Origin of the sequence: Hydrogenophaga sp., from assembly GCF_036675665.1 — a bacterium.
In the GTDB taxonomy this organism is placed as follows: domain Bacteria; phylum Pseudomonadota; class Gammaproteobacteria; order Burkholderiales; family Burkholderiaceae_C; genus Hydrogenophaga.
In genome coordinates this window covers 1-12355 of sequence record NZ_JAKFEO010000058.1, presented here as the reverse complement: position 1 = coordinate 12355, position 12355 = coordinate 1, and the positions used below count along the sequence as shown (strand labels likewise).

General features: G+C 66.3%; 12 protein-coding genes and 1 riboswitch. Of the genes, 11 read left to right on the top strand and 1 reads right to left on the bottom strand.

Features of this window, described 5'->3' with window-relative positions; translation table 11 throughout:
- Positions 1-77: 77 nt before the first annotated feature.
- The 7 genes from urtA to V6M63_RS18160 all read left to right on the top strand — a co-directional run bounded on the left by urtA (position 78) and on the right by V6M63_RS18160 (position 6681).
- Positions 78-1346: an urea ABC transporter substrate-binding protein gene (gene urtA / locus V6M63_RS18190; protein WP_332744113.1), complete on the top strand. Its 1269-nt coding sequence runs from the start codon at positions 78-80 to the stop codon at positions 1344-1346.
- A 111-nt stretch (positions 1347-1457) separates the two neighbouring features.
- The gene (urtB, locus tag V6M63_RS18185; protein WP_332744111.1) at positions 1458-2372 is read left to right on the top strand and encodes an urea ABC transporter permease subunit UrtB; all 915 of its coding nucleotides are present in this window, start codon (positions 1458-1460) and stop codon (positions 2370-2372) included.
- Between the two features lie 25 nt (positions 2373-2397).
- The gene (gene urtC / locus V6M63_RS18180; protein WP_332744109.1) at positions 2398-3609 is read left to right on the top strand and encodes an urea ABC transporter permease subunit UrtC; all 1212 of its coding nucleotides are present in this window, start codon (positions 2398-2400) and stop codon (positions 3607-3609) included.
- 16 nt (positions 3610-3625) lie between these two features.
- The gene (gene urtD, locus V6M63_RS18175) at positions 3626-4369 is read left to right on the top strand and encodes an urea ABC transporter ATP-binding protein UrtD (protein WP_332744107.1); all 744 of its coding nucleotides are present in this window, start codon (positions 3626-3628) and stop codon (positions 4367-4369) included.
- A 10-nt stretch (positions 4370-4379) separates the two neighbouring features.
- Positions 4380-5069 carry an urea ABC transporter ATP-binding subunit UrtE gene (gene urtE / locus V6M63_RS18170; protein WP_332744105.1) on the top strand — a complete coding sequence of 230 codons (690 nt, stop codon included), beginning with the start codon at positions 4380-4382 and terminating at the stop codon, positions 5067-5069.
- 36 nt (positions 5070-5105) lie between these two features.
- Positions 5106-6332: a formamidase gene (gene fmdA / locus V6M63_RS18165; protein ID WP_332744103.1), complete on the top strand. Its 1227-nt coding sequence runs from the start codon at positions 5106-5108 to the stop codon at positions 6330-6332.
- Between the two features lie 7 nt (positions 6333-6339).
- Positions 6340-6681 (top strand): FmdB family zinc ribbon protein, encoded by a 342-nt coding sequence (locus tag V6M63_RS18160; protein WP_332744101.1) that lies wholly within the window; start codon positions 6340-6342, stop codon positions 6679-6681.
- A gap of 17 nt (positions 6682-6698) precedes the next feature.
- Here the strand turns inward: V6M63_RS18160 and V6M63_RS18155 are convergent, their stop codons facing one another.
- Positions 6699-7166 (bottom strand): hypothetical protein, encoded by a 468-nt coding sequence (locus V6M63_RS18155; RefSeq protein ID WP_332744099.1) that lies wholly within the window; start codon positions 7164-7166, stop codon positions 6699-6701.
- Positions 7167-7299: 133 nt separating this feature from the next.
- On the opposite strand from V6M63_RS18155, the gene V6M63_RS18150 reads away from it, so the two are divergent.
- From V6M63_RS18150 to V6M63_RS18135, 4 genes are all read left to right on the top strand, one after another.
- Positions 7300-8340, top strand: a complete 1041-nt coding sequence (locus tag V6M63_RS18150; RefSeq protein ID WP_332744097.1) for an aliphatic amidase — start codon at positions 7300-7302, stop codon at positions 8338-8340.
- Positions 8292-9143: a CbbQ/NirQ/NorQ/GpvN family protein gene (locus V6M63_RS18145; RefSeq protein WP_332744095.1), complete on the top strand. Its 852-nt coding sequence runs from the start codon at positions 8292-8294 to the stop codon at positions 9141-9143. The genes V6M63_RS18150 and V6M63_RS18145 overlap by 49 nt, the downstream gene beginning before the upstream one ends.
- A 4-nt stretch (positions 9144-9147) precedes the next feature.
- Complete coding sequence (locus tag V6M63_RS18140) at positions 9148-10761, top strand: nitric oxide reductase activation protein NorD (protein ID WP_332744093.1); 1614 nt, start codon at positions 9148-9150, stop codon at positions 10759-10761.
- 32 nt (positions 10762-10793) lie between these two features.
- Positions 10794-10893, top strand: a riboswitch (S-adenosyl-L-homocysteine riboswitch).
- A gap of 31 nt (positions 10894-10924) precedes the next feature.
- Positions 10925-12355: dihydropteroate synthase (locus tag V6M63_RS18135; protein WP_332744091.1), on the top strand; the 1431-nt coding region annotated here is incomplete at its 3' end.

Here is a 12355-nt window from a genome sequence, read left to right as displayed (position 1 = left end):
TACGGTGCTGTCCCTAGTCTTCACCCCAGTCGGCACACCGCCGGTTTCACTGTCCCAACCGTCCCAGGAGTCCACCCATGAAGCACCTCTCCGATCCGAACGCCGTCTCTCTTGAAACCCCGGAAGCCAGCCGCCGCCGCGTGCTGCAGATGCTGGGTGCCGCCGGCCTGGTGGGCCTGCCCACCTGGAGCTTCGGCCAGCCCACCGCCTCGGTCAACACGACCAAGCTGGCCATCACCGACACCGAAGTCACCGTGGGTCAGCTGCACTCGTCCACCGGCACCATGGCGATTTCGGAAACCGGCTCGATCCAGGCCGAGCAGCTCGCCATCGACGAGATCAACGCGATGGGCGGCATCCTGGGCCGCAAGATCAAGGTGATCAAGGAAGACGGTGCCTCCGACTGGCCGACCTTCGCGGAAAAATCGAAGAAGCTGCTGATCAACGACCGCTGCGCCGCCGTGTTCGGCTGCTGGACCTCGGCCTCGCGCAAGGCCGTGCTGCCGGTGTTCGAGAAGGAAAACGGCCTGCTGTACTACCCCACCTTCTACGAAGGCCTGGAGCAGTCCAAGAACGTGATCTACACCGGCCAGGAAGCCACGCAGCAGATTCTGTACAGCCTGGACTGGGCGCAGAAAGAGAAGAAGGCCAAGAGCTTCTTCCTGATCGGCTCCGACTACATCTGGCCGCGCACCTCGATGAAGATCGCGCGCAAGCACATCGAGAACTTCCAGAAGGGCAAGGTCGTCGGCGAGGAGTACTACCCGCTGGGCAGCACCAACTTCGGCTCGCTGATGAACAAGATCAAGCTGCAGAAGCCCGACTGCATCTTCGCCGCCGTGGTCGGTGGCTCCAACGTGGCCTTCTACAAGGCGCTCAAGGCCGCCGGCATCACCGGCGACAAGCAGCTGCTGGTCACGCTGTCGGTGACCGAGGACGAGATGACCGGCGTGGGCGGTGAAAACTTCCAGGGCTTCTACTCGTCGATGAAGTACTTCCAGTCGCTCGACAACGAGAACAACAAGAAGTTCGTCGCCGCGTTCAAGGCCAAGTACGGCAAGGACGCCGTGATCGGCGACGTGACCCAGGCCGGTTACCTCGGCCCCTGGTTGTGGAAGGCCGCGGTCGAGAAGGCCAAGAGCTTCGACGTGGACAAGGTGGTGGCCGCTTCGCGCACCGGCATCGAGCTCAAGACCGCACCCGAGGGCTACGTGAAGCTGGACGCCAACCACCACCTGTGGAGCAAGTCGCGCATCGCCATGGGCATGCCGGACGCAACGTTCAAGGTGGTGTCGGAGTCACCGGACCTGATCAAGCCCGATCCGTTCCCCAAGGGTTATCAGTGACCCATCCCCGCCACGGCGCATTCGCGCCGTGACCCCCTCAAGGGGGCAACGCCTACGGACCGGCAGAGCCGGATCCGTGGCGTTCTGGACGAACCTTCACTGGAGAACGCGATGAGTTTCAACGACCTGCTCAACATCGGCCTGATGCAGGGCTTCGCCGGCCTGAGCCTGTTCGCCGTGCTGCTGCTCATGGGGCTGGGCCTGGCCATCATCTTCGGGCAGATGGGCGTGATCAACATGGCGCACGGTGAGTTCATGACCATCGGCGCCTACACCATCTACCTCGGCTCCACGCTCGCGAACTCCATCAGTCCCGGTGCCGTGGCCGCGTACTTTCCCTTCGCCATCGTGGCCGCCTTCCTGTTTGCCTTCGCGGCCGGCTGGTTCGTTGAATGGGCGCTGATCCGCCACCTCTACAAGCGCCCGCTCGACACCCTGCTCGCCACCTGGGGCATCAGCCTGGCGATGCAGCAGTGCTTCCGCACCTTCATCGGCCCGAAAGAAGTGAGCCCCACGCTGCCCGACTGGCTGCTGGGCTCCTGGGCACCGGCCGAGGGCCTGGACATTCCCATCAACGGCATGTTCGTGCTGGCGCTCACGGCGGTCGTCACCTGCGGCGTGCTGATCGCGCTGCACAAGAGCCGCTGGGGCCTGCGCGTGCGGGCCACGGTGAGCAACCGCGTGATGGCCAACGCCACCGGCATCGACACCAGGAAGACCGACCGCCTGACCTTCGCCATCGGCTGCGGCATCGCGGGCATCGCCGGCGCGGCCTTCACCACCATCGGCTCCACCGGCCCCACCTCGGGCTCGCTCTACATCGTCGACGCCTTCCTGGTCGTCACCTTCGGCGGCGCGGCCAGCCTGCTGGGCACCGTGGTCTCGGCCTTCGGCATCGCGCAGACGCAGTCCATCACCGAGTTCTTCATGGCCGGCTCCATGGCCAAGATGCTCACGCTCTCGCTGATCGTGGTGATCCTGATGGTGCGCCCACAGGGCTTGTTCGCATCCAAAGTGCGTCGTTGAATTTTTTGACTCCCGGAGTACGTTCATGAACGCCTTGAAAGCCTGGATTGCCCGCTACCAGCTCGCCAGCCTGGTGCTGCTGACGGTGTTGCTGGCCGTGGTGCTGCCGCTCTCGCTCGACATCTTCCGCCTCAACCTGGTGGGCAAGTACCTCACCTACGCGTTTGTCGCCATCGGCCTCGTGATGCTGTGGGGCTACGGTGGCGTGCTGAGCCTGGGGCAGGGTGTGTTCTTCGGCCTCGGTGGTTACGCCATGGCCATGTTCTTGAAGCTGGAAGCCTCCGACCCCGAGACCACCAAAATCCAGTCCACCCCCGGCATCCCCGACTTCATGGACTGGAACCAGATCACCGAGTTGCCGGCGTTCTGGGTGCCGTTCAAGAGCCTGCCGTTTGCGCTGGCCGCCATCATCGTGGTGCCCACGCTGCTGGCCTGGATCGTGAGCTTCGCCATGTTCAAGCGCCGTGTGGGCGGTGTGTACTTCGCCATCATCACGCAGGCGGTGGCGCTGATCCTCACCGTGCTCATCATCGGCCAGCAGGGCTTCACCGGTGGTGTGAACGGCATGACCGACCTGAAGACCGTGCTGGGCTGGGACACGCGCACCGACAGCGCCAAGTACATCCTGTACTACGTGTGCGTGGGCATGCTGGTGCTCTCCATGGTGGTGTGCCGCTGGATCCAGACCAGCAAGCTCGGCACGCTGCTGCTGGCCATGCGCGACAAGGAAGACCGCGTGCGCTTCTCGGGCTACGACGTGGCCGACTTCCGCATCTTCGTGTTCTGCCTGGCGGCCGCGCTCTCGGGCATCGGTGGCGCGCTGTTCACGCTGCAGGTGGGCTTCATGTCGCCGAGCTTCGTGGGCATCGTGCCCTCGATCGAGATGGTGATCTACGCCGCCGTGGGTGGGCGCATGAGCCTGGTGGGCGCGGTCTACGGCACGCTGCTCGTCAACGCCGGCAAGACCTTCTTCTCCGAGAGCTTCCCCGACCTCTGGCTGTTCCTGATGGCGGGTCTCTTCATCGGCGTGGTCATGGCCTTCCCCATGGGCCTGGCCGGTGTGTGGGAGGAACGCATCGTGCCGTGGTGGAAGGGCCGCCAGTCGGCCCTGCGCGCAGCCTCGGCCGCGCGACCCCAGCCACCCTCGCCACCACCGCACGCACCGATGGCGAGAGCCGCCACGCCTGCCACGAGCGACGTGAAGTTGCCCGAGGGCACCCGCGGCCAGGGCGTCTGAGCCAACGGAGAACAAGATGAGCAACACCGACTTCGCCCTCTCCGTGGAAGACCTCACCGTCTCCTTCGACGGCTTCAAGGCCATCGACGCCCTCACGCTCTACATCGACAGGAACGAGCTGCGCGTGATCATCGGCCCCAACGGCGCGGGCAAGACCACGCTGCTGGATCTGATCTGCGGCAAGACCAAGGCCAGCGCCGGCAGCATCAAGTTCAAGAACGAAGAAATCATCCAGGTGCCGGAGCACAAGCGCGTGCGCCTGGGGATAGGCCGCAAGTTCCAGACGCCCTCGATCTACGAGAACCTCTCGGTGTTCCAGAACCTGGAGGTGTCGTTCCCCTCGGGCCGTTCGGTCTGGGGTGCACTGGCCTTCACCGCCACCGACGAGATCCAGGCGCGTGTGAAGGCGGTGGCCGAAGACATCGGCCTGGGCGACAAGCTCGAAACCGAAGCCGGCCTGCTCTCGCACGGCCAGAAGCAGTGGCTGGAGATCGGCATGTTGCTGATGCAGGAGCCCGAACTGCTGATGCTGGACGAACCCATCGCCGGCATGAGCGCGCGCGAACGCGACCTGACCGCCGAACTGCTGCAGCGCATCTGCCAGAACCGCGCCGTGATCGTGATCGAACACGACATGGACTTCGTCAAGAAGATCGCGCACAAGGTCACCGTGATGCACCAGGGAAAGATCCTGGCCGAAGGGCCCATGGATCAAGTCCAAGCGGACCCAAAAGTCATCGACGTGTACCTCGGCCACTGAAGGAACCACCATGCTGAAAGTCAAGGACCTCGTCGTCGCCTATGGCCAGAGCCAGGCGCTGCACGGCATCTCGTTCGAGACGCGCGAGAACGAGTGCGTGGCCATCATGGGCCGCAACGGCATGGGCAAGACCACGCTGTTCAAGAGCCTGATCGGCATCCTGCCGGTGAAGACCGGGCACATCTCCATTGCCGGCCAGGAGGTCTCGCAGATGGAGAGCTTCCAGCGCGTGGCCAAGGGCATCGCCTACGTGCCGCAGGGCCGCATGATTTTCCCCACGCTCACGGTGGAAGAGAACATCCAGACCGGGCTGGAGAACGCGAAAGACAAGGCCATTCCCGCCGAGATCTACGCGCTGTTCCCGGTGCTGTGGGACATGCGCCGGCGCAAGGGCGGCAACCTCTCGGGCGGCCAGCAACAGCAGCTCGCCATTGCGCGCGCGCTCGTCACCGACCCCAAGGTGCTGCTGCTCGACGAGCCCACCGAAGGCATCCAGCCTTCCATCATCAAGGACATCGCCAAGGCGCTCAACGAGATCCGCAAGATGCGCAAGATCACCATCGTGGTCTCCGAGCAGGTGCTCTCGTTCGCCATGGACGTCGCCGACCGCCTGTTCGTCATCGAAGGCGGCCGCCTGGTGCACGAGACCGAGCGCGGCGACACCGACCTGCAGCACATCAAGTCCTACCTCTCCGTCTGACCCATTTCATCTGTCCACCAACAAGGAGCAAGCAACATGGCCGAAACGCTGATCAAGGTCGATCTCACCAAGTCGCCGCTGGAAAACGAGAACATCCACAACCGCTGGCACCCCGACATCCCCATGGCCTGCTGGGTCAAGCCGGGTGACGAGTTCATCCTGGAGACCTTCGACTGGACCGGTGGCTTCATCAAGAACAACGACAGCGCCGACGACGTGCGCGACATCGACCTGAGCACGGTGCACTACCTGAGCGGCCCGGTGGGCGTGAAGGGTGCCGAGCCCGGTGACCTGCTGGTGGTGGACCTGCTCGACATCGGCGCCAAGGACGACAGCCTGTGGGGCTTCAACGGCTTCTTCAGCAAGAAGAACGGTGGCGGTTTCCTCACCGAACATTTCCCGCAGGCGCAGAAGTCCATCTGGGACTTCCACGGCATGTTCACCAGCTCGCGCCACGTGCCCGGCGTGAAGTACGCCGGTCTGATCCACCCCGGCCTGATCGGCTGCCTGCCCGACCCCAAGATGCTCGAGATGTGGAACACGCGCGAGCAGGCGCTGATCGATTCCGACCCGGCCACCAGCGGCCTGGCCAACCCGCCGTTCGCGGGCACCGCCCACATGGGCAAGATGACCGGCGCCGCGCGCGACAAGGCCGCGGCCGAGGGCGCGCGCACCGTGCCACCGCGCGAACACGGCGGCAACTGCGACATCAAGGATCTGTCGCGCGGCGCCAAGGTGTTCTTCCCGGTGTACGTGGAAGGCGCTGGCCTCTCGGTGGGCGACCTGCACTTCAGCCAGGGCGATGGCGAGATCACCTTCTGCGGCGCCATCGAGATGGCCGGCTGGGTGCACATGAAGGTCACGCTGATCAAGGGCGGCATGGCCAAGTACGGCATCAAGAACCCGATCTTCAAGCCCAGCCCGATCACGCCCACCTACAACGACTACGTGATCTTCGAAGGCATCAGCGTCGACGAGAGCGGCAAGCAGTACTACCTGGACGTGAACGTGGCCTACCGCCAGGCCTGCCTGAACGCCATCGAGTACCTGAAGAAGTTCGGCTACTCGGGCGCGCAGGCCTATTCCATCCTCGGCACGGCTCCGGTGCAGGGTCACATCAGCGGCGTGGTGGATGTGCCCAACGCCTGCGCCACGCTCTGGCTGCCGACGCAGATCTTCGACTTCGACATCAACCCCAATGCGAGCGGCCCGATCAAGCACCTGGACGGTTCGGTGGTGATGCCGCTGTCGCCGGACCTGTGAGTTTGCGATGCCCACCTACGACTACGACTGCCCGTCCTGCGGTGGCTTCGATGCGTTCCGTTCCTTGAGCGAACGCAACGAGCCGGCCGCCTGCCCGGACTGCGGTGCTGCATCAGCGCGCGTGTTCGTCACCGCGCCGCGCCTGGCGCTCATGGACAGCGGCACGCGCAGCGCCATGGGCGTCAACGAACGCGCGCGCCACGAGCCCAAGCGCTCGGGCGACTACGCGCGCCTGAAACACCCGCCGGGTTGCGGCTGCTGCGGCACCGGGCGCAGCAAGGCGACGGTGACGGCGCCCAACGGCGCGAAGGCGTTTCCATCAAAACGCCCCTGGATGATCAGCCACTGAGCGCCCGCGGCCAGCGCTCACCGGCGGGCTGCAACGGGCACGCGCCGCACCGGCAAGGTGACGATCACGGTGCTGTGGTGGCCTCGCTGGCGCAGATCGCCGTGGGCCTCGATGCGCAAGCCGAGCTCACCATCGCTTTCATGCAGGTCTTGCAACAGGGCGGTCACGGGGATGAGGCAGTTCCACGACCCCGCATCCCTGGGACCACAGCTCACGTGGGCTCGCAAGTGCGCCGGGCCACCGGAGGCATTCCGCACAAACGGAAACACGCTGACCTGGTCCAACGGGTCGGTGGCGATGAAGGTGAGCGTGATGCTGACCGAGGTGGTGAGCAGGCTGGTGGGCGTCACACCGAAGACGACAAAAGGCGCGTCGTTCGTCAGGTACTGGGTCACCGACGGGTGACCGTCCAGGGAAGCGTGCGTCTCGGCTGCCACGGCCGCCAGCAGGAGCGCGCTCGCCAGCATCGAGTTCGCGGTTCGCATGATGGATGTCTCCTCTTGTGGAGCGCATTCTGACGCCGCCACCGGCTACGTCAATTGACGTATACGCCATGTCCGGGGCCACTTCCACAATGGCCGCCATCCCATCCATTTCCCACAGCGAGGTTGTACTGCCATGATGCACGGCGATATTTCAAGCAGCAAGGACACCGTCGGTGTCGCTGTCGTCAATTACAAGATGCCGCGGCTGCACACCAAGGCCGAGGTGCTGGACAACGCGCGCAAGATCGCCGACATGATCGTGGGCATGAAGTCGGGCCTGCCGGGCATGGACCTGGTGATCTTTCCCGAGTACAGCACGCACGGCATCATGTACGACGCGAAGGAGATGTACGACACGGCGGCCACGGTGCCCGGCGCCGAGACCGAGATCTTTGCCGAGGCCTGCCGCAAGGCCAAGGTGTGGGGCGTGTTCTCGCTCACCGGCGAGCAGCACGAGGAGCACCCGTACAAGGCGCCGTACAACACGCTGATCCTGATGAACGACCAGGGCGAGATCGTGCAGAAGTACCGCAAGATCATGCCGTGGGTGCCCATCGAAGGCTGGTACCCGGGCAACTGCACCTACGTGAGCGAAGGCCCCAAGGGCCTGAAGATCAGCCTGATCATCTGCGACGACGGCAACTACCCCGAGATCTGGCGCGACTGCGCCATGAAGGGCGCCGAACTCATCGTGCGCTGCCAGGGCTACATGTACCCCGCGAAGGACCAGCAGGTGCTCATGGCGAAAGCCATGGCCTGGGCCAACAACACCTATGTGGCGGTGGCCAATGCCTCGGGCTTTGACGGCGTGTACAGCTACTTCGGCCACAGCGCCCTCATCGGTTTCGACGGCCGCACGCTGGGCGAATGCGGCGAGGAAGACTACGGCATTCAATACGCCGCGCTCTCCACCAGCCTGATCCGCGACTTCCGCAAGAACGCGCAGAGCGAGAACCATTTGTTCAAGCTGCTGCACCGCGGCTACACCGGCATGATCAATTCGCGCGAGGGCGACAAGGGCGCCGCCGCCTGCCCCTACGACTTCTACGCACGCTGGGTCAACGACCCCGAGGGCACGCAGAAGGCGGTGGAGGCGATCACGCGACCCATGGTGGGCACCGAGGAATGCCCGATCGAAGGCATACCGAATCCGTCCACCGCGGGCCACCGCTGAACGTGGACCCGTTGGCCGACTGGCGCCTCACGGAGGAGCCCTTCTACCAACCGGTGGGCCACGAGATCGCGGCCTTCGACGCCGCGCGCACCGCGCGCCTGCCGGTGTTGCTCAAAGGGCCCACCGGCTGCGGCAAGACACGCTTCGTGGAGCACATGGCCTGGCGCCTGAAGCTGCCCCTGATCACGGTGGCCTGCCACGAAGACCTGAGCGCGGGCGACCTGGCCGGGCGCTGGTTGCTCGATGCTCAGGGCACGCACTGGATGGACGGCCCGCTGGCCCTGGCGGTGCGCCACGGCGGCCTGTGTTACCTGGACGAATTCATGGAGGCGCGCGCGGACACGACCGTGTTGCTGCACCCCCTGGCCGACACGCGGCGCGTGCTCTCGCTGGAGCGCCACGGCGAGCTGCTGCACGCCCACCGCAACTTCCAGCTCATCGTGAGCTACAACCCCGGCTACCAGGGGCTGCACCGGGAGATGAAGCCTTCCACGCGCCAGCGTTTCGTGGCGCTGGGTTTCGACTACCCCGATCCACCCGTGGAGGCCGACATCGTGGTGCGCGAAGGCCTGGCCACACCCGAACTGGCCGGGCAGCTGGTGCAACTCGCCATCCGCACCCGGCGCCTGCGCGACGAGGGCCTGAGTGAGGGCGCCTCCACCCGCATGCTGGTGCACGCCGCGCTGCTGGCGCGCGCCGGGCTCTCGCCATTTGATGCCGCCTTGCAGGCCATCGCCGAGCCGCTCAGCGACGACCCCGACGTGGGCGCCGCGCTGCGCTCGCTGGTGCGCGCGAGCTTCTGACGCCGTGGACACCGCCAGCCAGGTTCGTCGCGTGGCGCGGGCCTTGTGGGGCCGGGGGGTGCAGACCACCGTGCAGGCCGGCGAGCCGCGCACCGGTGCCCGCACCGTGCTCACGCTGGATGCCGTGATTGATCCCGTGCTGCACCTGCCGGCCGGCGTCGGGCCACAAGGCGACCTGCCTCTGGCCATGGCGGCCCACGCGGCAGCGCACCTGCGCTTTGGCGGCGAGCCGCAAACCCGCGCCGGGCTCAAGCCGGTGCAACAGGCACTGCTCGGCGTGCTGGAAGACGCCCGCGTGGAATGGCTGGCGTTGCAGGAATTGCCCGGCCTGCGGGCCGTGTGGTGGCCATTCCATGCCGATGCGGCAGCGCTGCGCGGTGCGGGCTTTGACGACCTGCTCGCGCGGCTCTCCGCCCAGCTGCTCGACCCCACGCGCGACGACCCGCACGCCTGGGTGGCGCGCGTGCGCCGCCTGTTCTTCGAGCCCGACGGGCGCTCGCTGGCGCTGAAGACACCCGATCAGGTGCGCCGTGCGGCATCGGTGCTGGGCCACGACATCGGCCAGATGCGCCTGCCCTTCAACGCGCGCACCTACGCCGTGCACGCGCGCTACCGCGACGACAACACCCACCTGTGGGTGCCCGACGATTCGCTGCCGCCGTCCGACGTGCCGCTGCAGGCTGACGCCTTGCCACCGACCGATGAGGAACCCGGTGCGTCATCACAAGCCGCGCACACCGGGCCCGACGCGGTGCATGCCGAGTGGGACCACCGCATCGGCCGCTACCGGCCGCGCTGGTGCAGCGTGTATGCCGGCGCACCGCCCTCGGGGCCGCCCGCCTGGGCGCCCGGTGCGCTGGCGTCAGGCCAGCGTCGCCTCGCGCGGCGTCTGGCGGGTATTGGCGGTGCCTTGCGACGCGGCAGCGCTCGCGCGATCGAGGGCGACGAGTTGCACCCGGCCGCGCTGGTCGACAGTGCGCTCGACCTGCGCCGCCAGCGAACGCCCGACCCGCGCATCCACCGCCGCAACCATCGTCCGATGCCGCCGCTGGCCGTGCTGCTTCTGCTGGACGCTTCGGCGTCCACCGCGCGGGCGGGCGAGCGCGAAGGCGAGGTGCTCGCGCGCATCCAGCGCACCGCCGCCACCGCTTCGCTCGCGCTGCAGAAGCTGGGCCACCGCTGTGGCCTGTGGGCCTTCTCCAGCCAGGGCCGCCACCGCATCGAGATGCCCTGCCTGCAGCACTGGGACGAGGCCTTGCCCACCCTTGCACGCCTGCGTGGCGCGGGCTCCACGCGCCTGGGCACGGCCCTGCGCCACGCGCTGCACCTCAGCATGCAGGACGCGCGGCGCCATCCGGGTTGGCGGCGCGTGGTGCTGCTGCTGACCGACGGCGAGCCGCACGACGTGGATGTGCACGACCCGGCCTACCTGCCGGCCGACCTGCAGCGCGCCGCGCGCGAGGCGGCGGCCCTGGGCGTGGCGGTGCGCGCCCTGGTGTTCGAGCCCGGCGAGGTCGGCGCGATGGCATCGGTGCTGGGCCGTGGAAGTGTGCGGCCTTGCAACACGCAGGCCGAGCTGCCACGGGCCCTGGCGCAGTTGCTCGCGCTCCCCGGGTGAGCGCGAGACTGAGCGAAGGGCTAAAATCGCGGCTTCTCAAGGAGCGTTGCAGCGCCGGCGGGCTGATCTCAGCCCCCACCGTGCGTCAGGCTTGAGTGGGCATGAACAGGCCCAAAACGGCGCTCACCAGTCTGTTGTCTGCAAAACTGCCTTGGTGAGCCGCATGTCCGAATCTCTCTCCCCTTCCGTTTCCGTTCCGCCCATGGTGCTCTCCGGCCTGGAGCCGCTGCGCATCGGGCCTGACAGCCTCTTCGTGAACGTCGGCGAACGCACCAACGTCACCGGCTCCAAGGCCTTCGCCCGCATGATCCTGAACGGCGAGTACGAGCAGGCGCTGGCCGTGGCGCGCCAGCAGGTGGAAAACGGCGCGCAGATCATCGACGTGAACATGGACGAGGCCATGCTCGACAGCAAGGCCGCCATGGTGAAGTTCCTCAACCTGATCGCCGGCGAACCCGACATCGCGCGCGTGCCGGTGATGGTGGACAGCTCCAAGTGGGAGGTGATCGAGGCCGGCCTGCGCTGCGTGCAGGGCAAGGGCGTCGTCAACTCCATCAGCATGAAAGAGGGCGTGGACGAGTTCAAGCGCCAGGCCCGGCTGGTCAAGCGCTACGGCGCGGCTGCGGTGGTGATGGCGTTTGACGAAAAAGGCCAGGCCGACACCTACGAACGCAAGGTCGAGATCTGCGAGCGCGCCTACCGCATCCTGGTGGACGAGGTCGGCTTCCCGCCCGAAGACATCATCTTCGACCCCAACATCTTCGCCATCGCCACCGGCATCGAGGAACACAACAACTACGCGGTCGACTTCATCAACGCCACGCGCTGGATCAAGCAGCACCTGCCCGGCGCCAAGGTCAGCGGCGGTGTGTCCAACGTGTCGTTCAGCTTCCGTGGCAACGACCCGGTGCGCGAGGCCATCCACACCGTGTTCCTGTACCACGCGATCAAGGCCGGCATGGACATGGGCATCGTCAACGCCGGCATGGTGGGCGTGTACGACGAGCTCGAACCCGAGCTGCGCGAACGCGTGGAAGACGTGGTGCTCAACCGCAGGGCTGACGCCGGCGAGCGCCTGGTGGACGTGGCGGAAAACGCCAAGGGCGCGGCCAAGGACGACAGCAAGAAGAACGAGTGGCGCGCGCTGCCGATCCGCGAGCGCCTGAGCCATGCGCTGGTGCGCGGCATGAACGACTTCATCACCGAAGACACCGAAGAAATGTGGCGCGAGATCGAGGCCGGTGGTGGCCGTCCGCTCAACGTGATCGAAGGCCCGCTGATGGACGGCATGAACGTGGTCGGCGACCTGTTTGGCCAGGGCAAGATGTTTTTGCCGCAGGTGGTGAAGAGCGCGCGCGTGATGAAGCAGGCCGTGGCGCACCTGCTGCCCTACATCGAGGCCGAGAAGCTGGCCCAGGTGGCGGCCGGCGAAGACGTGAAGCCCAAAGGCAAGATCGTGATCGCCACGGTGAAGGGCGACGTGCACGACATCGGCAAGAACATCGTCACCGTCGTGCTCCAGTGCAACAACTACGAGGTGGTGAACATGGGCGTGATGGTGCCCTGCCACGAGATCCTGGCCATGGCCAAGGCC

Coding starts and splice junctions, on each gene's coding strand:
- urtA (WP_332744113.1), top strand. CDS start 78: ATGAAGCACCTCTCCGATCCGAACGCCGTCTCTCTTGAAACCCCGGAA.
- urtB (WP_332744111.1), top strand. CDS start 1,458: ATGAGTTTCAACGACCTGCTCAACATCGGCCTGATGCAGGGCTTCGCC.
- urtC (WP_332744109.1), top strand. CDS start 2,398: ATGAACGCCTTGAAAGCCTGGATTGCCCGCTACCAGCTCGCCAGCCTG.
- urtD (WP_332744107.1), top strand. CDS start 3,626: ATGAGCAACACCGACTTCGCCCTCTCCGTGGAAGACCTCACCGTCTCC.
- urtE (WP_332744105.1), top strand. CDS start 4,380: ATGCTGAAAGTCAAGGACCTCGTCGTCGCCTATGGCCAGAGCCAGGCG.
- fmdA (WP_332744103.1), top strand. CDS start 5,106: ATGGCCGAAACGCTGATCAAGGTCGATCTCACCAAGTCGCCGCTGGAA.
- V6M63_RS18160 (WP_332744101.1), top strand. CDS start 6,340: ATGCCCACCTACGACTACGACTGCCCGTCCTGCGGTGGCTTCGATGCG.
- V6M63_RS18155 (WP_332744099.1), bottom strand. CDS start 7,166: ATGCGAACCGCGAACTCGATGCTGGCGAGCGCGCTCCTGCTGGCGGCC.
- V6M63_RS18150 (WP_332744097.1), top strand. CDS start 7,300: ATGATGCACGGCGATATTTCAAGCAGCAAGGACACCGTCGGTGTCGCT.
- V6M63_RS18145 (WP_332744095.1), top strand. CDS start 8,292: ATGCCCGATCGAAGGCATACCGAATCCGTCCACCGCGGGCCACCGCTG.